We start from the raw sequence: 19,475 nt of genomic DNA on the forward strand, positions 1-19,475 counted from the left end.
TTCGGTCGGCTTGTCAGTGCGGAGGTTTCGCCGAGAAGATCGGATGCGGCTTGCGCTCCGGGACAGGCTCCGTCTTCGGACGCGGTCCCAGGGACGGCTCGGCCCGAAGTGCGGGTTCTGCCTTGGGCGCGGCAACCGGCTCTGCTTTGGTGGCGCTCAGGGTGACGGGCCGGGGCCGCAGGATCGTGGGCATCGGCGGAACATCATCCAGGATCGGCTCTTCCTCTGCCACAGCGACGGGATCCGGTTTGGCCGCGGCTATCGGGCGCGGTTCGGCCACGGCAACCGGGGCGGCGGGCCTCGCGTTGTCGGCAGGTCGCTTGCGGGCAAGGCCCAGCATTTCTCGGGTCATGTCGGCGGTATCCATGGCCGCACGGGTCTGCGCCGCCATCATGACGGAAAACAGACCGAACAACATCACACCAAGGCCAACGCCCATGGCCGCGATGCGGGCCACGATGCTGACGGCGTCAACCGGAACGGCGGTTCCGGGGGTCGCCCCGCGCAGTGCCCCCGCCAGGGCCAACAGAACGCCGATCAGAACGATTCCCCAGCCAACCTTGGCAAAGAGAGACGCGATACTGCGCCCGGCCGGATAGGTTTTCTTGAACGGTTCTTCCATGACATGCCCTTTGTCTTTGGCCGGATTCTGCACTGATCGACGGTCAAGGCCAATCAAAAAGGCCGCCCCAACCGGGGCGGCCCTGTTTTCTGCCGACAGACGTCTTTCAGCCGTCTTTGCGCGGTTTTACCGGAGCCCAGATCCGCTTGTTGGTAAGGTACAGAAGAACCGACAGCACGCCCAGCATGATGATGGCGGTAAGGCCCATCTGCTTGCGCGCGGCCAGTTTCGGCTCGGCGGTCCACATCAGGAAGGCGGCCACATCCTGTGCGGTACTTTCCAAATCGGTCGGCGACCCGTCATCGAATTCGACATCGTCGCCATAGAGCGGCGGGCTCATGCTGATCCATCCACCCGGGAAGGCGGTGTTCTCGTAGAGCACGGTTCCGGCCTGTTCCTTTTCCTCGCCGGTGTAGCCAGCGAGGAGTGAGGCGATATATTCCGCGCCACCCATACCCTTGACCAGCTGATTGATGCCAAGGTTGGCCGGGCCGTGGAAACCCGCACGGGCCTTCGCCATCAACGAAAGATCCGGCGCACCAACGGCGACGACGTTCGGGAAGTGGTCGGTCGGTGTCGCGGTACGGAAGTCGCCCTGACCGTCATTGAGTTCGCGGTCAAAAACCTCGATCTCGCTGGCGTAGACCTTGACCTGCTCTTCCGAGAAGCTTGGGCCACCGGGGTCGCCCAAGGTCCGGATCGGAACGAACTTCAGGCCGTGACAGCCGGAACAGATCTCGGTGTAGACCTTCAGGCCGCGCTGAAGCTGGTTCTGGTCATAGGTCCCGAACGGCCCCTCGAACGAGAAGTCGTAATCGGTGATGTGAGTGTCCGAGGGCCCGGCCGCCTCAGCGGCCGAGATCCCGAAACCCGTGGCGAGGGCGACCGCTGCGAGGGTCGTTGTCAGTTTCGACAGCATTCGTCGCGTCTCCTTCATTCCGCCGGCGTTCCGGCTTTTTCGCCGGGCAACCGTTGGCCGGTCATGTCACCGGGTTTGCCATAATGGGCTGCAAAGTCGTCTTCGATCGTCGCCGGACGGGCCAGCGGCTTCTCGATCACGCCAAGCAGCGGCAGGATCACCAGGAAGTAGGCGAACCAATAGGTCGTCGCGATCAGCGACAGGCTTGCCCAAGGCTCCTCAGCCGGCATGGACCCCAGCCACATCAGGAAGAAGAAGTCGACGACCAGAAGCCAGAACCACCACTTGAACATCGGGCGATACCGTCCCGAGCGTACCGACGACGTGTCGAGCCAGGGGGCGAAGGCCATGATGGCGATGGCGCCGAACATGGCGAGCACGCCGAAGAACTTCGCGTCGATGATGCCGCCGGTGATGAAGCTGGAGAACATGACGATCCAGACATCATCGGTGAAGGCCCGCAGAATCGCGTAGAACGGCAGGAAGTACCATTCGGGCACGATGTGCGCAGGCGTCGCCAGGGCATTCGCCTCGATATAGTTGTCAGGGTGACCCAGATAGTTGGGCATGAACCCGACAATGGCGAAGAACACCAGCAGGATGACCGCCAGGGCGAACAGATCCTTGATCACGAAGTAGGGCCAGAACGGGAGCGTGTCCTTCTGGGCTTCGGCCTTGGAGGTGCGGCGCACCTCGACCCCGGTCGGGTTGTTGTTGCCTGTGGAATGGAACGACCAGATGTGCACGACGGTCAGGCCCAGGATCAGGAAGGGCATCAGGTAGTGCAGCGAGAAGAAGCGGTTCAACGTCGCATTGTCGACCGCCGGTCCGCCAAGCAGCCAGGCCTGAAGCGCATCGCCCACGAAGGGGATGGCGCCGAACAGGCCGGTAATGACCGTGGCACCCCAGAACGACATCTGACCCCAAGGCAGCACGTAGCCCATGAATGCCGTGCCCATCATCAGAAGATAGATGACGATGCCGATGATCCACGTGATCTCGCGCGGGGCCTTGTAGGAGCCGTAGTAGAGGTTGCGGAAGATATGGGCATAGACGGCCACGAAGAACAGCGAGGCGCCGTTCATGTGGATATAGCGGAGCGCCCAGCCCCCGTTGACGTTGCGCATGATATGCTCGACCGAGCTGAACGCGAAGTCGACATGCGGCGTGTAGTGCATGACCAGGACGATACCGGTGATGATCTGAAGCATCAGCGTGAACGTCAGGACGATGCCCCAGATCCACATCCAGTTCAGGTTCTTCGGGGTCGGGATCATCAGGGTGTCATAGATCAGCCCGATGATCGGAATCCGGCGATGAACCCACTTCTCGCCAGCCGATTTCGGTTCGTAATGGTCGTGGGGAATACCACCCATAGCAGCCTCCTCAGCCCAGTTTGAGCGTGGTTTCGTTGGTGAATTGCGCGACCGGAATTTCCATGTTGCGCGGTGCGGGCCCCTGACGGATGCGGCCCGCGGTATCATAATGCGACCCGTGGCACGGGCAGAACCAGCCGCCGAAATCGCCGGCATCGCCCAAGGGCACACAACCCAGGTGCGTGCAGACGCCGATCATGACCAGCCATTCACCGTCAGACGCGGGGTCGGCTTCGCCGCCTTCGGGTACAAAGGGCGCGATGGAGCGGTTGGCGTCGGATGCGTCCGCATCCGCCTCGAGATTCTCGTTCTCGGCGCGCGGATCGGGAAGGTCGTCCAGTTCGACGGCGCGCGCGGCTTCGATTTCCTCTGGCGTGCGGCGGCGGATGAAGACGGGCTTGCCCAGCCATTTCACCGTCAGCTGCGTCCCCGGCTCGATTCCCGAGATGTCCACGTCGATGGAGGCGAGCGCCTGCACATCCGCCGAGGGGTTCATCTGGTTCACCAACCCCCAACCGGCAGCACCGGTGACGACGGCGCCCGTGGCGGCCGTCGCATAATAGAGGAAATCGCGGCGGGTGCCCGCGTGATCGTCTGCGTGTGACACGAAGCCTTCTCCCGATCCTTGTGGCGACCCTGACGGGTCAGTCTTATTAATACGTGAACAGGCCGAAAGGTTTCCACCCGGCCTGCGTCCTGCCTCCCATACCGCAGGTCCGCAGCGGAGTTCCAGCGGACAAACGCGCGCAGGGGGCCATAAACGCCACTGTTTTGTCAGAAAGTCAGGTCCATATCCCGGTGCGGTATGCCCGCATCGTCGTAAACCGGGCCATGTGCAGCAAACCCCAACCGCTCGTAGAAGCCGATCACATCGACCTGCGCCCCCAGAGTGATGCGGCTAAACCCCTGTAATTGCAGATCAGACAGGACGAAACGCATCAACAGCGCCCCCAGACCCCGTCCCCTTGCGCGGGCCAGCACGGCGACGCGCTGCACCTTGGCGCGATCCGCATCAATCGGCAGGACACGAAGGGTCGCGACCGGCCCCTCCGCATCGGTCATCAGCCAGTGCAGGCAATCGGGGTCGCGGCCATCCACCTCGTCGGCCAGGCTGACGCCCTGCCCTTCGATGAAGACCTCGGCCCGAATCGCAAGCGGTGAGGTCAGATCGGTGACACGCTCCACCGCGACACCGACGGGCAGAGGCATCAGGGGGCGGTTTGCGCCATGGCCGGGCGCGCGCCAAAGGTTTCCGCCCAGGCCGCAAGCGCGGGACGCCCCGGTCGCCAATCTTTGTCGCCATGCCGGAAGTCGAGATAGCCCAAGGCACAGCCGACCGCGATCTGCGCGGCATTGAGCGGCCCTTCGAGCAGGGGCATCGACCGCGCTTCCAGCGCATCGAGGCTGCGCGTCACCTTTTCCCACTGCTTGTCCTGCCAGGGCTGATACCACAGCTCTTCGGGGCGCAGGCGCCGTTCATAGACGATGCCGACGGCGGCCTCCATGATGGCATCAGCATTCGCCTCAAGGCTCAGCACGTCCCAAAGCCGCGCATCGGGATAGAGATTGGCTCCAGCCCGGGCATCCAGAAAGCGGCAGATCACCCGGCTGTCATAGATCGCGGGACCGTCGTCGCGCACCAGCGCCGGGATCTTGCCGGACGGATTGGCGGCGTTCAGGTCGGCGTCCCCACCCATGGGGCTGGACGTGACCTCTCGCACCTCGATATCGTCCTGACCCGTCTCGATCAGGAAAACACGGCATTTGCGCACGAACGGCGAGGCGGGTGAGCTGAGAAGCTGCATCGGGATCACTCCGGGGATTTCATCAAGGCAGACAGAAGCAGGGTCTCGGACCCGATGCCAGAGGTTTCCACCTGTTCCGCCGCCGCCAGACGAACCGCCTCGGGTTTGTTCTGGCCCAGTTTCCAGGTCGATTGAACCTCCTCGACGAGGAACCGGCAGGGCACGATCTGACGCATCATCCGGGTCAGAACGTCAGGCGTCATCTTGTCGGCGGTCCAGGGGGCCTTGGGTGTCAGGCGGTGTTCATAGGCCGCGCTCTGGCGGTCGAGCATGTCGCGCATCGCCTCGTCCGGCAGGCGCGTCAGCCGACCCCGCAGGTGAACGCCGACATAGTTCCAGGTGGGCACCTGATCGGTCACCTCGTACCAGTCGGGCGAAATATAGGCATCCGGCCCGCTGACGGCGATGACCGCGGGGCAATCGAGCAACCGCAGGATCGGGTTCGACCGTACCAGATGCAGATCCGCCGACGCACCATCCGGCGACAGCAGGAACGGGATATGCGCCAGGAGCGGGCTCGGATCGGCGTTGACCGACAGGATGCCGAACCCACGTTCGGCCGCGAAGGCAAGGGCGCGCGCCTCGGGGGTCTGGCGAAAAGCGGGGTTCGGATGCATGGCGGGGAACCTGTGAAACGTGATGAGGTCGCAGCTTGCCCAAGGCGCGCGCCCCGCGCAATGTGGCGGCAATGACAGACGCGCCCGCAACCGTCCCGTCCGGTGTCCGATCGGCGATCCTGCTTCGCCTATCGGCGGCGGGGTTTGCCACGGGTCTTGGGTTTTGCATCCACGGAGCTGCGCAACAGGCCGACACAGGCCAGATCGTGTTCCTCCGTGCCGCACTGTCGATCCCGCCCCTGCTGCTCTGGGCCGCGCTGACCGCGCCGCTGGCCGACATGCGCCCCAAAGCCCCCGGAAAGCACCTGATCCGGGGTTTGCTGGGCGGCTTGTCGATGGTGCTGAACTTCTATGCCCTGGGGCAATTGCCGGTAACCCATGCGCAGGCCCTGTCCTATCTGGCCCCGGTGCTGTCGATCCCGGCGGCAGTCATCCTTTTGGGTGAGCGGTTGTCGGTGCGCACGGTCCTTGCGGTGGCGCTCGGCTTCGCGGGGATGATCGCGATGCTCTACACCTCGGTGGCGCGGCCGGACTGGGGTGTCGGGCAATTGACCGGGATGCTCGCCGGCATCGCCTCGGCCGGGATCATGGCGCTTGTCCGGGTCCACATAAAGGCGATGACGGTGACCGAGACCACGGTCTCCATCGCCCTGTCCTTTGCGGTGATCGGGGCCTGTCTGGGCGCTCTGGGCGTGTTGGTGACCGGCTGGGTGCCGATGACACCGACGCTCTGGGCCTGGCTTGGCGGTGCGGGGCTCCTGGGGGCGGCGACGCATATCACCGCCACCGAGGCCGTGGCGCGCGCCCCGGTGTCGACACTGGCGCCTTTCGACTATGCCGGGCTCGTCTTTGCCGTGATCCTGGATTTCGCGATCTTCGCGCATCTGCCGGGGGCCTGGGGGTGGGTGGGGATCGCCCTGATCACCACGGCAGGCCTCATGACGGCCTTGTCGGGACGCCCGATAGGGACAGGCCTGCGCGCCCGGTGATGGTCGTGGGCACGATCCGTCCCTCGGGCTGATCCGCGTCAAACGTCACTTCGGCGAATTGTGCCGTGCGGCCCATGCGGGGGCTTTCCATCAAAACCTGATGCTGCTGCCCGACCTGTGCCGTCAGATGCCGCTCGACGGCGCTTTCCCCGGCGGCGCGCAGACGGGCGGCGCGCGCCTTGATCAGCTTGCCGTCGACGGCAGGCATCCGGGCGGCGGGCGTGCCCGCGCGGGGGGAATAGGGGAACACATGCAACCAGGTCAGGTCGCATTCCTCGACCAGGGCGAGACTGTCCTGAAACTGCGCCTCGGTCTCGGTCGGGAAACCCGCGATGATGTCGGCCCCGAAGGTCATGTCCGGGCGCAGCCGCCGCGCCTCCCTGGCGAAGGCGATGGCATCGCCGCGCAGGTGCCGCCGCTTCATCCGCTTCAGGATCAGGTCGGACCCGTGTTGCAGCGACAGGTGCAGATGCGGCATGAGGCGCGACTCCTCGGCGATGGCCTGCATCAGATCGGGATCGACCTCGATCGAATCGATGCTGCTGATGCGCAGGCGCGGCACATCGGTCAGGCGCAGGATACGTTGCACCAGATTGCCAAGACGCGGTTGCCCCGGCAGGTCGCCCCCCCAGGACGTCAGGTCGACGCCGGTCAGAACGATCTCGTTGAAGCCGCGCGCGACAAGGCGGTTGATCTGATCCACCACGACGCCCGCCGGAACCGACCGCGAGTTGCCGCGCCCGAAGGGGATGATGCAGAAAGTGCAACGGTGATCGCAGCCGTTCTGGACCTGAACATAGGCGCGGCTGCGCGTGCCGAACCCGTCGATCAGGTGGCCCGCGGTCTCGGTGACGGACATGATGTCGTCCACCTGCACCGCCTCGGTCGTGCCGGTGGCCAGCCCGGCCCAGGTCGCGGGCTGCATTTTTTCGGTGTTGCCGATGACGGTATCGACTTCGGCCATGGCGGCGAAACTGTCGGGGTCGGTCTGGGCCGCGCAGCCCGTGACGATGATCTGCGCGTCGGGGTTTTCGCGGCGCAGCTTGCGGATGTCCTGCCGTCCCTTACGCACCGCCTCGGCGGTCACCGCACAGGTGTTCACGATGATCGCATCGGTCAGACCCGCCGCCCCCGCAAGCTCCCGCATCGCCTCGGCCTCATAGGCGTTCAGGCGACAGCCGTGGTTGGACAGGCGCGGCACGCTCATCGCCACACGCCGTCGAAGACATGGGCCGTCGGCCCGGTCATCCAGACGCCGTCGTCGCGCCAGTCGACGTGAATGGTGCCGCCGTCGAGGTCGATGCGGACCTGGCGCCCGGTGATCCCGCGGCGCGCGGCCGCGACGGCCACGGCACAGGACGACGATCCGCTGGCCAGCGTCAGGCCGACCCCACGCTCCCACACCCGCATGCGCAGGTGATCCGGGCCGATCCGGTGTGCGACCTGCACGTTGGTGCGTGCGGGAAACAGGGGGTGATGTTCATGGACCGCGCCAAAGGTCGCAAGATCGACGGCCTCGGCATCCGCGACGAAAAAGCTGCAATGCGGATTGCCCATGCCGGTGGCGACCGGATCGCCGTCGATGGGCAGGTGCAGAGTGTCGACATCGCGTGCCAGCGGCACATCGGCCCAACCGAGCAGCGGCGCCCCCATGTTCACCGCCGTCAAACCGCCGCCCGCATCGCGGGCGTGCAGGATGCCGCGTTCGGTGCGCAGGGTCAGAGTGGTCGCATCGCGGCGCGCCATTTCCCAGGCGGCAATGCAGCGGGTCGCGTTGCCGCAGGCCCCGGCCGTGCTGCCGTCACTGTTCCAGAACAGAAGCTCCAGATCGGTGTCGGTGCCGTCGCGGATTACCGCCAGTTGGTCAAAGCCCACGCCACGATGACGGTCGCCGATGGCGCACGCCAGGTCGGCGTCGACACGCGGACCGGTGACGCGTTCGTCGACGACGACGAAGTCATTGCCAAGCCCGTGCATCTTCATGAACGGCAGGCCGGAGGCGGGTGCGGTATCCATCAGGGCGCAGATACGCGCGACGGGAAACTTTTGAAAGACCCACGGCTTGACGCACCCGTCGACCCCCGATAGGACGCGCCTCTAGTGGGCCTGTAGCTCAGTTGGTAGAGCAACTGACTTTTAATCAGTAGGTCTCGGGTTCGAACCCCGACGGGCTCACCACTTCCTTCCAGACCGATGGCGTCAGACCGGCTCAGGCCGATCCGTCCGGCCCTGCGGATGCCTGTGCCAAACCGTCCCGAATGGCCATGCCGCGCCGCGCTGCGGTCACCCCGCTGCCCGCCACGATCAGCCAGAGCGCCAGCGCCAGCAGCGTCGCGGGGGCCATCCAGGGACTCAGCACTATGCCCGCGACGGCGGCGACGGTCACCATGGCCATGCGATGCTGCTTTGCCATGGGCCCTCGGTAATCCGCAGCCTGACCCAGCGATTGGCCGAAGGCACGCAGGTAGGCCACGAAGACGGCCAGCGCGGCGGCGGCCCAACCCAGCCAGGGCACCCCCGCTCCGATGCCTACCCCCACCAGAATCAGCATGTCGGCGGGCCGGTCCGGCACCTCGTTCCAGAAGGCCCCCGTGGGTGATCCGCGCCCCGCCTCGACGGCCAGCATGCCGTCGAAAAGATTGCAGAGCAGCCGTAGCTGAACGCAGGCGGCCCCGATGCCCAGAACCAGCAATTCCGCACCGCCATCGACCCAATCCACGGCGGCAAAGGCCAGCCCGGCCAGGGCGGCGGCCAGAACGCTGAATCCCGACACCTGATTGGGCGTGATCGAGGTCGCGGCAAGACGCCGGGTGACGAAAGCGGCCCAACCGGTCTGACGGCTGGCCAGAGGGCGGCGATTCTCCATCAGGTCCACCAATAGCGGGTGAGGTGAAAGAAGATCGGCGCCGAAAACACCACCGAATCAAGCCGGTCGATGAAACCGCCGTGCCCTTCGATGGTGTGGCCCCAATCCTTGACGCCCCGGTCGCGCTTGATCGCCGACATCACAAGGCCGCCAAAGAAGCCCATGATCGTGATGACGAAGGCCATTGCCGCCGCCTGAACCGGGGTGAAGGGCGTGATCCAGTAGAGCATGGCCCCGATGGCCGTGGCCGACAGGATGCCGCCCAGAAACCCCTCAAGCGTCTTTGACGGCGACAACCGGGGCGCGATCTTCGTCTTCCCGATCAGCTTGCCCCAGACGTATTGCAGCACGTCCGACAGCTGCACCACGACGATCAGGAAGGCGATCAGCAAGACGCCACGCCCCTCATACCCCTCGATCTCAAGCGTCAGGAGGGCGGGCACATGGCTGGCGCAGAAGACAGTGATCATCAGCGCCCACTGGATTTCCGCCACGCCGACCAGGAAGCCCTGCGTCTCGCCGCGCAGGGCGCTGATGATCGGCATCAGCAGGAAGACATAGACGGGGATATAGATCGAATAGATGCCGTATTGCCCGGCCCAGACCATCAGATACTGAAACGGGATCACCACGAAGAACGCCCCGGCCAGCGACCAGTGATCGGCCCGGCGCGCATTGGTCAGCGTCAGGAATTCGCGCAGGGCCGCAAAACTGCACAGCGCGAACAGGATGACGACGCCGGTCCGCCCAGCCAGAAACGCGACGGCGATCAGGATGACCATCACCCACCAGGCACGGATGCGGGCGACCAGATTCTCGATCCCCTCGTTCTCGCCATTGGGCGATAGGCGCATGCGCAACACCCGCCCGACGACCGAGGCCACGATCAGGATCACCCCGATCCACAACAGAAGCGTCACAAGATCGGGGATCATTTCGCAGCCTCCGGCGACATGGCCAGCAGGGCGTCGCGCGTCCGGGTCAGGAACGCGTCCCGGTCTTCGCCGATCTCGATCCGCAGGGGCGCGCCAAATCGGACACGACACAAGAGAGGGATCGGCACGACCTCGCCCTTTGGCATCACGCGGTTCAGGTTCTCGATCCAGACGGGCACGAAATCGACCTCGGGGCGGGCCTCGGCCAGATGGAACAGCCCGGTCCGAAACGGCAGAAGCGGCGCATCGGTCAGGTTGCGCGTGCCTTCGGGGAACAGGATCAGGGACGACCCCTCGTCCAGCGCCTCGGACATCAACTCGACCGGGCGTTCGCGCGGGCCTTCGCCCGTCCGGTCGATCAGAACGGCGTTGAACACGTCGCGCCCGATGAAATGCTTGAGCTTCGTCGCAGTCCAGTAATCCGCCCCCGCCACCGGCCGCGTCGCCCGGCGCAGGGGGTCGGGCAACACCGTCCAGATCAGGACGAAATCGCCGTTGCTGCAATGGTTGGCGTAATAGACCCGCTTGCCCGGAACGGGTTCCACCCCGACCCATTCGGCGCGCACGGCAGTGACCAGGCGGGCAAAGACCTCGATCCCGCCCGCGCAAAGCGTGGCGGCCAGTTCGGTCAACGGAGCAGAGAGGCGGTTCGTCATCGCGCCGACCCTAGCGGTCGGGAATGATCAGGAACAAGTATCCTCGCGCAGGAGACGCCCGATACCGGTCGGAGAGACACACTCCACCTCGGCCACTTGCGGCAGAAGACGGCCCTTCTCGTCGATCCGGGGCATCTTGGCTTCGCCCGCGTCATAGCGCTGCCAGAGGTTCCCGCGCAGGCCGGTCTCCTGCAACAGCCCGCGATCCCGCGCCTCGTAGTAGTAGCCCTTGGCATACCACGACACGGCGACGTCCTCGCTGCCCCCCGAAAGCATCCAGGCCCCCCGCAGATAGCGCGCCGAATACTTCAGCCCGATATCGCCGTCGAGGAGCTGCTCGGGCCCGCCGACCATCCCCATGTTCCGCGCGGTCGCGGGCAGGATCTGCATGATGCCCCAGTACGGACCGTTGCGCGCCCCGGCACGATAGTCGCTCTCGCGCTGGATCACCCGGTGCAGCAGGCTGCGCGGGATATTGTAGTAGTCCGCCCATTTGTTCACGAGGCGCCGCATCTCGGGCGTCTCGCCCGGATAAAGCACGGGCGCAGAGGCCGCCTGGAATGCAGGTGTGGTTTCGGGCGCGATCGTCGGCCCCCCGCAGGCGGCAAGGACGAACGCAAGCGGCAGTAGAAAACGGAACATGTGATCCCTCGGTCTTTTTTTGCGCGGTTAACCCAAAAATCGCATTCTGGGGACCCTTCTTTCGCGCATCGGCGGAGTCCCGCGCTTGCAACCGGTGGTCGACTGCGCCACCCCGGTCGGATGAGACGGACAATCTACTGGATTCAGGGCGCGTTCCTGCGTTGTCTTCTGGCCCTTGCCCGCCTGATGCCGTTGGCGTGGCGACGTGCCATCATCGGTCAGGTGAGCGCGGCCGTGGTCCGGCTCACGCCCCTGCGCCGCCGAATCTTGGACAATCTGGACCTCGTCTTTCCGGACATGTCCAATTCCGACCGGACCGCGATGGTGCAAGCGGTCGGGCGCAATGTCGGGCGCAGTCTGACCGGCATCTGGTTCAACGCCGACTTCGCCCGATCCCTCGCCAACCAACCCGCCGAAGGGCCCGGCCTTGCCGCCCTGCGCGACGCCCATGCGGCGGGACGGGGCGCCATCATCGTGTCGGGGCATTTCGGCCAGTGGGAGGCAATCCGCCATATCCTGCGCCGCGAGGGGATGGAGACGGGCGCGATCTATCGCCCCAACAACAACCCCTATTACGAGCCGATCTTTCGCGATGGCATCGAATTGGGCGGCCAGCCCATCATCCCCAAGGGCCGCGCGGGCTATCGCCAGATGCTTGCCCACATCCGCGACGGCGGCTTCATGGCGCTGCTCCCCGATCAGGCGGCGGATGACGGTGTGTTGATCCCCTTTCTGGGGCATCCGGCCATGACATCACTCGGGGCAGCGGAACTTGCGCTGCGCTACGACCTTCTGCTGGTTCCGGCCTTCGCCCCCGAAGAGGACGGAGCCCTGCGCATCATCTTCGAAGACCCGATCCCGCACAGCGACGCGCAGACGATGATGGCCGCCTACAATGCGCGCCTCGGGTCGTGGGTGACGCGGTATCCGTCGCAATGGCACTGGCTTCACCGACGGTGGAAGCGCTATCCCGAACGGTGACCGTTGACTGACGCGGCGCGCGGAGTATCCCATGTTCCTGAGCATCTTCGATATCTTCAAGCCCGGCATCGGCCCCTCCTCGTCCCATACGATGGGACCGATGGTCGCCGCCGCCCGGTTTCTGGGCGCACTGCGCGGCGGGGCTGATCCCGAACCCGGGTCTGGTGCCCCGGCCCATGTCACCGCGACGCTCCACGGCTCGCTCGCCTGGACCGGCAAGGGCCACGCCACCGACCGCGCCGTCTGTCTGGGCCTGTTGGGGTTCGAGGCGGCGACGATCGACATGGATGCCGCCGAGACGACCCTGGCCACCCTGAACGAGAGCTTGACGCTCAACCCCGAAGGCCTGCCGCCGCTGCGCTTCGACCCTGCATCGGACGTGGTCTTCGATTGGGGTCCACCGCTGGAGGGGCACGCCAACGGGATCGTGCTGCGCGCCTTCGACGGCGCGGGAAACCTGCACATGCAGGAGACGTACTATTCGGTCGGCGGCGGCTTTGTCGTGACCGAGCGGGAATTGACCCTGCCCCCCGATCTGCATGCCGCCAAGGCCGAAGCGGGCTTTCCCTTTCCCTTCGGTTCCGCCGCCGAAATGCTCGCCATGGGGTCCAAAGCCGGGCTGACCATCGCCCAGATGAAATGGCGCAACGAATGCGTCCTGACACCCGAGAGCGACCTCGGCTCCCGAATCGACGGCATCTGGTCGGCGATGGACGGCTGCATCGACCGGGGTCTGGCACAGGAGGGGATCCTGCCCGGTGGCCTGTCCGTCAAGCGGCGGGCCCGGGCGATCCACCGGCAACTTCTGGACGAAGCGGGCCGCAACCTCGCGCAACCCCATGTCGTCAACGATTGGCTGAGCGTCTATGCCATGGCCGTCAACGAAGAGAACGCGGCCGGTGGCAAGGTCGTGACGTCACCAACCAATGGCGCGGCCGGCGTGGTGCCCGCAACCATCCGTTACTACCGCGACCACTGCGTCGGCGCCCATGCCGAAGGGATCCGGACCTTCCTTCTGACCGCTGCCGCCGTGGGCGGCCTCATCAAGCACAATGCATCGATCTCGGGCGCGGAAGTCGGCTGCCAGGGCGAGGTGGGCAGCGCGGCGGCCATGGCGGCCGCCGGCCTCTGCGCAGCCCTTGGGGGCACCAATGCACAGATCGAGAATGCCGCCGAAATCGCGCTGGAACATCATCTCGGCATGACCTGCGATCCGGCCGCGGGGCTGGTCCAGGTGCCGTGTATCGAACGCAATGGCCTGGGCGCGATCAAGGCGGTTTCGGCGGCGTCCCTGTCGCTGCGCGGGGACGGCACGCATTTCATGCCGCTCGACAATTGCATCGAAGCCATGCGCCAGACCGGGCGCGACATGTCCGAGAAATACAAGGAAACGAGCCAGGGTGGATTGGCCGTCAACCTGCCGGAGTGCTGATGACGTCCGGTTCAGAGCCGTATCGTCACGCAGGCTGAGGACTGCCTCCGGCGAGAGTATTTGGAAAGCAGAGAAAGCCGGTCCACCCCTCGCCCGCCGCAAGTCCGGGTGACGAGGGGCTTCTCCGCTTGCGGTCATCGGCTCTCCAGCCTGTACCGCATCCCGACCCTACCCATCGCAGGGTTGCGTTAAGGTTAATGGCGGCTTCTCTGCTTTGAAAATACTCCCGCCGGAGGCATCCGACCTGTCAGTTGGAAAGACGGATGATGTATTGCTGGCCCATCACTTCGAGCGTGGCGGCATCGCCCAGCTTGGCAATCTGCTTGGCCACGGCGTCCTTGACCGGCGTGCCGTTGCCATCGTTCCAGTGATAGTCGTCCCCCGCGATCACGCCGCCGGGCTTCACCTTCTTCACGCTCAGCGCAAGATCCATGCCGATGAACGGCTCGTTGTGGTTGCCGTCGATATAGACCCAGTCGAGGCTGGCATCGTCCATCTCCAGCAATGCCTCCTGCGAAGTGGCGCGGTGCAGAACGACGCGGTCGTCGCCCGCGAACTTCTCGGCCACCATCTCGTGCATTTCCGGCATCCGGTCGGCGTTCTTCTTTCGCCCGAAGCCGGTGTTGTTGAACCGGGGATCGTATTCCCACGGGTCGATCAGATGCAGCTTCGTCGGTTCACAGACCTCCAGGATCACCTCGCTGAACCGACCCTCCCAGACACCGACTTCTGCCCCGATCCCGCCCTTGGGCAGGGCTTCGAGCATGTTGCGCCGGGTCTCATCACGTTTTCCTGCCATTTTGCCCCCTCAGGCGTCCGATTTCGCCGTTTTTCTGGTCTTGAGTTCATCCCAGAGGTCCCGGTACCGGGCATCCTCCATCAATTCGGCGAATTGCGCCCGATGCCAGGCGACCCCCTGCTTGTGCAGCTGCCGCGTAGCCCGGTCGGAGCGCAGATCGGCCAGCGCCTCGGCAAATCCCGGGGCGCCATCGACCAGCGTCTTGTCGCGCCCGCCGGTCATGTTCCACTTGTCCCAGTAGTCCAGCCCCAGATCCTCGCCCACGTGGTTGGCGCGGCCGCGGTTCTTCTTGAGGATATACGCCTCGAGCGAACGCAGGGGGTAATGGTGCATATAAGCCGTCTCCTGACAGCCATCCCACTTCATCAGCCAGCTCTGACCCTTGTTCATCCGCGCGCTGATGTCCTCGCCCGACGGCGATTTCCAGACGATGCGGTCCTTCCACTCGTCCTTCACGCGGGGGCGGTGCAGGCCGAAATGATACATCGCGTCCGGATTGCGGAAGAGCGTCTTCACATCGCGCGACTTGCGCCCGCCCCGACGCGGCACCGGCTCGCAAACGGTGAATTGCGCGGTCAGCGGCTTGTCGCGGAACGGCTCGATCCCGCCATTGCCGAAGCATTTCCACGGAAAGCTCACCACATCGGTTTCGGGCCCCAAGTCGGCCAGCAGACCCTGGATTGTGCCATCGGCGGACCGCACGTTGATGAATTCATCGACATCCGTGATCAGGATCCAGGTCGCCTTGTGACGCAGCACGTGATCCTTGGCCCAGCGCAGCGCCGACTTGTGCGGACCGCGTTTCAGAACGGTATTGACCTGATGGGTCAGAATGCCCCGCGCCTCCAGCCGGTCGAGCAGCGCGTCGGTCGTATCATCGCAATCGTTGGTGAAGACCAGGAAATCGGTGAAGCCGATGGCCCGATTGTGCGCGACCCATTCGAGGATATAGGGCGCCTCGTTCTTCATCGTCGAGATGATGAGGAACCGCTCCTCGGTCGGGCGGGGCCGAAGGCTCACGCTTTCGGGCAACTGAAGCGACCAGAATTGCCCCTGCTGCGCGACCTCCGCACCATCGATCCGGGCGGCGAGATCGGACACCGCCTCGCGCACGGGGCGGCCCAGTTCAACACCCCAATGCCAACCGCCCCCGGCGATCACGCCACCGGGCCGCACGACACGGGCGGCCTGTTCCAGATCGGCCAGAATCACGTCGTACTGCTTGTTGCCGTCCAGCCAGATCCAGTCGAGCGTCGCATCCGGCATCATCGTCAACGCATCGGTGGACCCGCTGCGCAGGATGGTCGCCTCGGGATAGGCGGCGCGGATGGCGTCATGGTCGGCATCCCGCTCTTCCTGCGGGGCGACAAAGGCGTGGGGTCGGCTGTCCTGCGCCTCGTCTTCGGCCCAGGGGTCGATCAGGGTCAGGCTGGTCGGGACGGCAACCTCGGCAAGCCACCGGGTCCAGCGCCCCTTGTTCGTTCCGACCTCCGCTCCGCTGCCGCCTTTGGGCAGAAGATCCATCGTCGACCGGGCATTGTCGCGCAGGATGGTCACCCCTTCAGCATCCCTTCCAGGCGTTCCAGTTGCACGCGGATCGCCGCCTCGGCTTCGGGGTGACGGGCGACTTTGCGTTTGCTCATGATCCGCTTGAGCGCGGCCAGGCTGTCATCGCGCACTGCCGCTTCCAGCCGGTCTGACACCATTCCCGCCGACGACAGCGCGGCGATCCAGTGGCGGAGCATCTCTTCGTCCGTCGGCTGCTTTTCGCACCAGACCTGTTCGAACAACATCATGATGAAATCGAGCACCGCGCGGGGCAGATGCCTGCGGTCCTGCTTGAAAGGCGAATGGAAGACATCCGTCACGATCTCGTAGCTGGGCCAGTAGTGCAGATAGCCCTCGTCCCCCAACTCGCGCATCAATTCATCGAGGGCCACGCGCAGCACGGCCTTGCTGACCGAATTGGCGCTGATGCAGCTGACGGGCCGGAACGTCGCGATCAGCGGGACAGGCGACAGGGTGGTGATGATCTTGGCATCCGGGCGATGCTTGCGGATCAGATCGTAGATGGCGCGGATGTTGTCCTTGTTTTCCTCGACGGTGGTCACGCGGAACTTGTGACGCGCGGGGTCATAGGCCTCCTGCGGGATCGACCGCCAGAAGACACCGCCCGTCACCTCATCATACCAGACCTCCGACAGGCCGAACGTCAGGATGAACAGGTCGGTCTTGGAAAAGATGTCGAGCGTCTGCTGACGGATATCCTCGTCATAGCCATAGCTTTCGGCCTCATAGCCGTGCCACAGGTCCTCTTCGAATTTCTTGCCCTCGAAGGCCCATTCGAACTGCTGGCGGATGACGAAGCTGTTCACCATCCCTTCGCCACACTTGACGACATAGGCGTTGGAGCCCTCGTCACGCGTCAGGATGTTGTAATTCCGGCCCGCCAGCCAATTGGAGATATTGGCCGCGAAACACGACCCGAAGGCGGTGATCTTGGTGGACGGCGTCACCATCCGGGTGGCCGGCTGCCAGCCTTCGGTCACCCATTTCAGGGCGGCGTCGGCTTCGGCCATCTTCTCGAAATCGGGGTTGAAGTTCGTGTGTTCGCCACGGAACCACGTGCGAAAGACACCTTCCTTGCGCGTATGCTGGAAGTTGAAGGTCTTGGCTGAGGCTTTCTTGTTCATGTCTCACGCATCCTTCGAAACCATGTCAAAACGAGGGCTATCGGCCGGAATGAAGAGCACATCCGACATGCGCGGCGCCCGCGTCAGACCGCTCAGGAAGCTATGCACTTCGAAACCTTGCGATGCCATGAACGCGATCACCTCCGAAAACCGATAGCCGCCCTCGAACCGCTTCTTGATCGAGACTTCGGCGATGACGAACTCGCAACGTTTCAAGGTGCGGGTCGCGCCCTTGAGCACTTCGAGCTCGTGACCTTCGGTGTCGATCTTCAGGCCGAAGGGCCCTTCGATCCCATCGGTAATCGTATCGAGACGGCTGACGGGAACCTTTCGGCGCTCGAGCACCTCGACGGCGTCAATCCGCCGCCCGCCGGACGTCCGGGCCAGACGCCCCGGTTCCAGCTCCAGCTCGACACTGCCCTTGCGCGCGCCCAGGGCCGTGACGTGAAAGTCGAAATCCAGCTTCGACCAGGCGGCAGTAACGGCCGCGCGGCTTTCCTCCAGCGGGTCGATCAGCAGGAACTTTCGGTCGGGGAAAGCGTCGTACAGGAACGGTGTGCCGTTCAGGACGCCCACGTCGATGATGACGGGCGCGGTAAAATCGTACCGGCGAAGATAGCCGGCCTGCAACTTGTCTGGAACTGCCATGGGTCTGCTCCCCGTGGTGCGGTCGCTGCTTTGGTTGCGGATCGTTCAATGCCCGCGCCCCACGATCATAGCGAAGGCGCGGGCCTACGCCAAGCGGTCGCGCATGGTGTCACCCGGCAGCAACGTCGGCACCAGTTCGACCCGCCGGTCGTCGCTGTCGAAGACATGATCGCCCGCGATGATCCGCGCGGCCACCTGACCCGCCTCGCGGCGGCGGCTGTCGACGGTGGCCAGCTTGCGCGGCAGACCGTCCAGGAGGGTGAAGGCGTTGAACCCGGCAAGGCCCAGGTTTCCCCCCACATCCAGACCCTTTTCCAAGGCATAGAGCAGCCCGCCCGCCCCGGTCAGATCGTTGGTGTAGAACAGGAAGTCGAGGTCCGGGGTCCGCTCCAGCATGGCGGCCGTCATCTCGCGTCCCTTGGCAAAGCCCGACAGTCCGGAATAGGCCATCTGGTCCGCGACACCGATCCCGGCCTCGGACAAGGCCCGCTCCAGCCCTTCGATGCGTTTGCGTGCCCTGTGGTCCCCGTCCATCTTGGTGCCCAGGATGCCGACCCGCGAATAGCCGCGCTCCGCGATTTCGGTCCCGACCTGATAACCGGCGCGCCAATGACTGATCCCCACGGCGGCATCGACCGGGTCGCCGTCGACATCCATCACCTCGACCACGGGCACCCCGCAATTGGCCAGCATCGCGCGACTTGCGTCGGTGTGCTCGAGGCCCGCGATGATGACACCCGACGGACGCCAGGACAGCATCTCGAACAGGGTCTTCTCTTCCTTGGCGGGGTCATAGCTGGTGGTGCCGACCACCGGTTGCAGCGACGTCGTCGCCAGCACCTCGTCCACACCGGCCAGCATCTCGGGGAAGACCAGGTTCGACAGGCTTGGCACGATGACGGCCACAAGGTTGACCCGGTTCGACGCCAGCGCGCCCGCGATCTTGTTGGGGACATATCCCAGGCGCTTGGCCGCCTCGATCACCTTGGCACGGGTCTTGTCGCTGACGTCGCCACGATTGCGCAGGACACGGCTGACGGTCATTTCGCTGACGCCCGATTCCTCGGACACGTCGCGCAGTGTCAGATGTCTGTTTGGGGGTCGCACCAACCGTCGCACTCCGGGCATTGCCTGTCGCTGCGGAAGCTAAGCCTTTTGGCGACCTTGCGCCAGAGATGACCGACACCGACGGGTTGCAAGGCGGGTGACAAGGCGCGCGCAACGGCCTATGACCACGGCGGGGTCCCGTGGCTCAACTGGATAGAGCAATCCCCTCCTAAGGGATAGGTTGCAGGTTCAAGTCCTGCCGGGATCACCAGTCAGCCCCATTTCGTTCGTGTGACCTGTTCAATCGACGGGCCAGCCGGCAATTGGCCATCCCTCCGCACGGCTTCCGCCATATTTGAGCCTTCCACCCTGCACGACAGGCCGCTAGCGTCGCCGAAGTATCGAGAGAGGATCGATTATGGCGGACACTGGGAAGGCGGGCGGTTGG

21 protein-coding genes and 2 tRNA genes are annotated in these 19,475 nt (G+C 64.8%); 5 read left to right on the plus strand and 18 right to left on the minus strand.

Annotation, left to right across the window (positions count from 1 at the left end; all coding sequences use genetic code 11):
• Window positions 1–13 precede the first annotated feature (13 nt).
• The 7 genes from BM002_RS15835 to BM002_RS15865 all read right to left on the minus strand — a co-directional run bounded on the left by BM002_RS15835 (window position 14) and on the right by BM002_RS15865 (window position 5,339).
• Window positions 14–622, minus strand: coding sequence for a hypothetical protein (locus tag BM002_RS15835; protein ID WP_092783476.1), 609 nt, complete (start codon window positions 620–622; stop codon window positions 14–16).
• A gap of 106 nt (window positions 623–728) precedes the next feature.
• A complete protein-coding gene (locus BM002_RS15840) occupies window positions 729–1,541 on the minus strand; it encodes a cytochrome c1 (protein ID WP_092783935.1) in 813 nt (270 codons plus the stop codon).
• A 14-nt stretch (window positions 1,542–1,555) separates the two neighbouring features.
• Window positions 1,556–2,917, minus strand: a complete 1,362-nt coding sequence (locus tag BM002_RS15845) for a cytochrome b (RefSeq protein ID WP_092783479.1) — start codon at window positions 2,915–2,917, stop codon at window positions 1,556–1,558.
• Window positions 2,918–2,927: 10 nt separating this feature from the next.
• Window positions 2,928–3,524, minus strand: coding sequence for a ubiquinol-cytochrome c reductase iron-sulfur subunit (petA, locus tag BM002_RS15850; RefSeq protein ID WP_092783482.1), 597 nt, complete (start codon window positions 3,522–3,524; stop codon window positions 2,928–2,930).
• 167 nt (window positions 3,525–3,691) lie between these two features.
• Entirely contained in the window at window positions 3,692–4,126 is a 435-nt protein-coding gene (locus BM002_RS15855; RefSeq protein WP_092783485.1) for a GNAT family N-acetyltransferase, read from the minus strand.
• Window positions 4,126–4,722 (minus strand): glutathione S-transferase, encoded by a 597-nt coding sequence (locus BM002_RS15860; RefSeq protein ID WP_092783488.1) that lies wholly within the window; start codon window positions 4,720–4,722, stop codon window positions 4,126–4,128. Before BM002_RS15860 ends, BM002_RS15855 begins: the two co-directional genes overlap by 1 nt.
• Window positions 4,723–4,727: 5 nt before the next feature.
• Window positions 4,728–5,339 (minus strand): FMN-binding negative transcriptional regulator, encoded by a 612-nt coding sequence (locus BM002_RS15865; protein WP_092783491.1) that lies wholly within the window; start codon window positions 5,337–5,339, stop codon window positions 4,728–4,730.
• A 71-nt stretch (window positions 5,340–5,410) separates the two neighbouring features.
• Between BM002_RS15865 and BM002_RS15870 the strand changes: the two genes are divergently transcribed.
• Entirely contained in the window at window positions 5,411–6,328 is a 918-nt protein-coding gene (locus BM002_RS15870; protein WP_139212400.1) for a DMT family transporter, read from the plus strand.
• On the opposite strand, the gene mtaB is transcribed toward BM002_RS15870, so the two are convergent.
• Together mtaB and dapF are read right to left on the minus strand one after the other, a co-directional pair.
• On the minus strand, window positions 6,276–7,535 hold the full coding sequence (mtaB, locus tag BM002_RS15875) for a tRNA (N(6)-L-threonylcarbamoyladenosine(37)-C(2))-methylthiotransferase MtaB (RefSeq protein WP_092783497.1): 1,260 nt from the start codon (window positions 7,533–7,535) through the stop codon (window positions 6,276–6,278). The genes BM002_RS15870 and mtaB overlap by 53 nt on opposite strands.
• The gene (gene dapF / locus BM002_RS15880) at window positions 7,532–8,344 is read right to left on the minus strand and encodes a diaminopimelate epimerase (RefSeq protein WP_245749292.1); all 813 of its coding nucleotides are present in this window, start codon (window positions 8,342–8,344) and stop codon (window positions 7,532–7,534) included. The genes mtaB and dapF overlap by 4 nt, the downstream gene beginning before the upstream one ends.
• A gap of 86 nt (window positions 8,345–8,430) precedes the next feature.
• On the opposite strand from dapF, the gene BM002_RS15885 reads away from it, so the two are divergent.
• Window positions 8,431–8,506: transfer RNA gene (locus BM002_RS15885), tRNA-Lys, on the plus strand.
• Window positions 8,507–8,537: 31 nt separating this feature from the next.
• Here BM002_RS15885 and BM002_RS15890 read toward each other — a convergent pair.
• From BM002_RS15890 to BM002_RS15905, 4 genes are read right to left on the minus strand one after another with little or no spacing between them, the layout of a single operon-like run.
• Window positions 8,538–9,194, minus strand: coding sequence for a CDP-alcohol phosphatidyltransferase family protein (locus BM002_RS15890; RefSeq protein WP_092783940.1), 657 nt, complete (start codon window positions 9,192–9,194; stop codon window positions 8,538–8,540).
• Window positions 9,194–10,129, minus strand: coding sequence for a phosphatidate cytidylyltransferase (locus BM002_RS15895; protein WP_092783500.1), 936 nt, complete (start codon window positions 10,127–10,129; stop codon window positions 9,194–9,196). Before BM002_RS15895 ends, BM002_RS15890 begins: the two co-directional genes overlap by 1 nt.
• Window positions 10,126–10,785: a lysophospholipid acyltransferase family protein gene (locus BM002_RS15900; RefSeq protein WP_092783502.1), complete on the minus strand. Its 660-nt coding sequence runs from the start codon at window positions 10,783–10,785 to the stop codon at window positions 10,126–10,128. Before BM002_RS15900 ends, BM002_RS15895 begins: the two co-directional genes overlap by 4 nt.
• 27 nt (window positions 10,786–10,812) lie before the next feature.
• Complete coding sequence (locus BM002_RS15905; protein ID WP_092783504.1) at window positions 10,813–11,427, minus strand: lytic transglycosylase domain-containing protein; 615 nt, start codon at window positions 11,425–11,427, stop codon at window positions 10,813–10,815.
• A 120-nt stretch (window positions 11,428–11,547) separates the two neighbouring features.
• On the opposite strand from BM002_RS15905, the gene BM002_RS15910 reads away from it, so the two are divergent.
• Window positions 11,548–12,408: a lysophospholipid acyltransferase family protein gene (locus BM002_RS15910; protein WP_092783506.1), complete on the plus strand. Its 861-nt coding sequence runs from the start codon at window positions 11,548–11,550 to the stop codon at window positions 12,406–12,408.
• A gap of 31 nt (window positions 12,409–12,439) precedes the next feature.
• Window positions 12,440–13,840 carry an L-serine ammonia-lyase gene (locus BM002_RS15915; protein WP_092783508.1) on the plus strand — a complete coding sequence of 467 codons (1,401 nt, stop codon included), beginning with the start codon at window positions 12,440–12,442 and terminating at the stop codon, window positions 13,838–13,840.
• A 247-nt stretch (window positions 13,841–14,087) separates the two neighbouring features.
• Here the strand turns inward: BM002_RS15915 and BM002_RS15920 are convergent, their stop codons facing one another.
• The 5 genes from BM002_RS15920 to BM002_RS15940 form a co-directional block, all read right to left on the minus strand.
• Window positions 14,088–14,639, minus strand: a complete 552-nt coding sequence (locus BM002_RS15920; RefSeq protein ID WP_092783510.1) for a class I SAM-dependent methyltransferase — start codon at window positions 14,637–14,639, stop codon at window positions 14,088–14,090.
• A 9-nt stretch (window positions 14,640–14,648) separates the two neighbouring features.
• Window positions 14,649–16,196, minus strand: a complete 1,548-nt coding sequence (locus BM002_RS15925) for a glycosyltransferase family 2 protein (RefSeq protein ID WP_092783512.1) — start codon at window positions 16,194–16,196, stop codon at window positions 14,649–14,651.
• Window positions 16,193–17,332: a GSCFA domain-containing protein gene (locus BM002_RS15930; protein ID WP_092783514.1), complete on the minus strand. Its 1,140-nt coding sequence runs from the start codon at window positions 17,330–17,332 to the stop codon at window positions 16,193–16,195. The genes BM002_RS15925 and BM002_RS15930 overlap by 4 nt, the downstream gene beginning before the upstream one ends.
• A 3-nt stretch (window positions 17,333–17,335) precedes the next feature.
• The gene (locus BM002_RS15935) at window positions 17,336–17,980 is read right to left on the minus strand and encodes an FkbM family methyltransferase (RefSeq protein ID WP_092783516.1); all 645 of its coding nucleotides are present in this window, start codon (window positions 17,978–17,980) and stop codon (window positions 17,336–17,338) included.
• A gap of 84 nt (window positions 17,981–18,064) precedes the next feature.
• Window positions 18,065–19,108 carry a LacI family DNA-binding transcriptional regulator gene (locus BM002_RS15940; protein WP_175484934.1) on the minus strand — a complete coding sequence of 348 codons (1,044 nt, stop codon included), beginning with the start codon at window positions 19,106–19,108 and terminating at the stop codon, window positions 18,065–18,067.
• Window positions 19,109–19,221: 113 nt separating this feature from the next.
• On the opposite strand from BM002_RS15940, the gene BM002_RS15945 reads away from it, so the two are divergent.
• Window positions 19,222–19,298: transfer RNA gene (locus tag BM002_RS15945), tRNA-Arg, on the plus strand.
• Window positions 19,299–19,475 lie beyond the last annotated feature (177 nt).

Source organism: Jannaschia pohangensis, from assembly GCF_900113875.1.
GTDB lineage: Bacteria > Pseudomonadota > Alphaproteobacteria > Rhodobacterales > Rhodobacteraceae > Jannaschia > Jannaschia pohangensis.

What these genes read in the sequence shown, in the direction of transcription:
- dapF (WP_245749292.1), bottom strand. Translation starts at nt 8,344, where the DNA reads ATGGATACCGCACCCGCCTCCGGCCTGCCGTTCATGAAGATGCACGGG.
- BM002_RS15930 (WP_092783514.1), bottom strand. Translation starts at nt 17,332, where the DNA reads ATGAACAAGAAAGCCTCAGCCAAGACCTTCAACTTCCAGCATACGCGC.
- mtaB (WP_092783497.1), bottom strand. Translation starts at nt 7,535, where the DNA reads ATGAGCGTGCCGCGCCTGTCCAACCACGGCTGTCGCCTGAACGCCTAT.
- BM002_RS15900 (WP_092783502.1), bottom strand. Translation starts at nt 10,785, where the DNA reads ATGACGAACCGCCTCTCTGCTCCGTTGACCGAACTGGCCGCCACGCTT.
- BM002_RS15855 (WP_092783485.1), bottom strand. Translation starts at nt 4,126, where the DNA reads ATGCCTCTGCCCGTCGGTGTCGCGGTGGAGCGTGTCACCGATCTGACC.
- BM002_RS15940 (WP_175484934.1), bottom strand. Translation starts at nt 19,108, where the DNA reads ATGCCCGGAGTGCGACGGTTGGTGCGACCCCCAAACAGACATCTGACA.
- BM002_RS15845 (WP_092783479.1), bottom strand. Translation starts at nt 2,917, where the DNA reads ATGGGTGGTATTCCCCACGACCATTACGAACCGAAATCGGCTGGCGAG.
- BM002_RS15910 (WP_092783506.1), top strand. Translation starts at nt 11,548, where the DNA reads ATGAGACGGACAATCTACTGGATTCAGGGCGCGTTCCTGCGTTGTCTT.
- BM002_RS15840 (WP_092783935.1), bottom strand. Translation starts at nt 1,541, where the DNA reads ATGCTGTCGAAACTGACAACGACCCTCGCAGCGGTCGCCCTCGCCACG.
- BM002_RS15920 (WP_092783510.1), bottom strand. Translation starts at nt 14,639, where the DNA reads ATGGCAGGAAAACGTGATGAGACCCGGCGCAACATGCTCGAAGCCCTG.
- BM002_RS15905 (WP_092783504.1), bottom strand. Translation starts at nt 11,427, where the DNA reads ATGTTCCGTTTTCTACTGCCGCTTGCGTTCGTCCTTGCCGCCTGCGGG.
- BM002_RS15895 (WP_092783500.1), bottom strand. Translation starts at nt 10,129, where the DNA reads ATGATCCCCGATCTTGTGACGCTTCTGTTGTGGATCGGGGTGATCCTG.
- BM002_RS15890 (WP_092783940.1), bottom strand. Translation starts at nt 9,194, where the DNA reads ATGGAGAATCGCCGCCCTCTGGCCAGCCGTCAGACCGGTTGGGCCGCT.
- BM002_RS15915 (WP_092783508.1), top strand. Translation starts at nt 12,440, where the DNA reads ATGTTCCTGAGCATCTTCGATATCTTCAAGCCCGGCATCGGCCCCTCC.
- BM002_RS15860 (WP_092783488.1), bottom strand. Translation starts at nt 4,722, where the DNA reads ATGCAGCTTCTCAGCTCACCCGCCTCGCCGTTCGTGCGCAAATGCCGT.
- BM002_RS15870 (WP_139212400.1), top strand. Translation starts at nt 5,411, where the DNA reads ATGACAGACGCGCCCGCAACCGTCCCGTCCGGTGTCCGATCGGCGATC.
- BM002_RS15935 (WP_092783516.1), bottom strand. Translation starts at nt 17,980, where the DNA reads ATGGCAGTTCCAGACAAGTTGCAGGCCGGCTATCTTCGCCGGTACGAT.
- BM002_RS15865 (WP_092783491.1), bottom strand. Translation starts at nt 5,339, where the DNA reads ATGCATCCGAACCCCGCTTTTCGCCAGACCCCCGAGGCGCGCGCCCTT.
- BM002_RS15835 (WP_092783476.1), bottom strand. Translation starts at nt 622, where the DNA reads ATGGAAGAACCGTTCAAGAAAACCTATCCGGCCGGGCGCAGTATCGCG.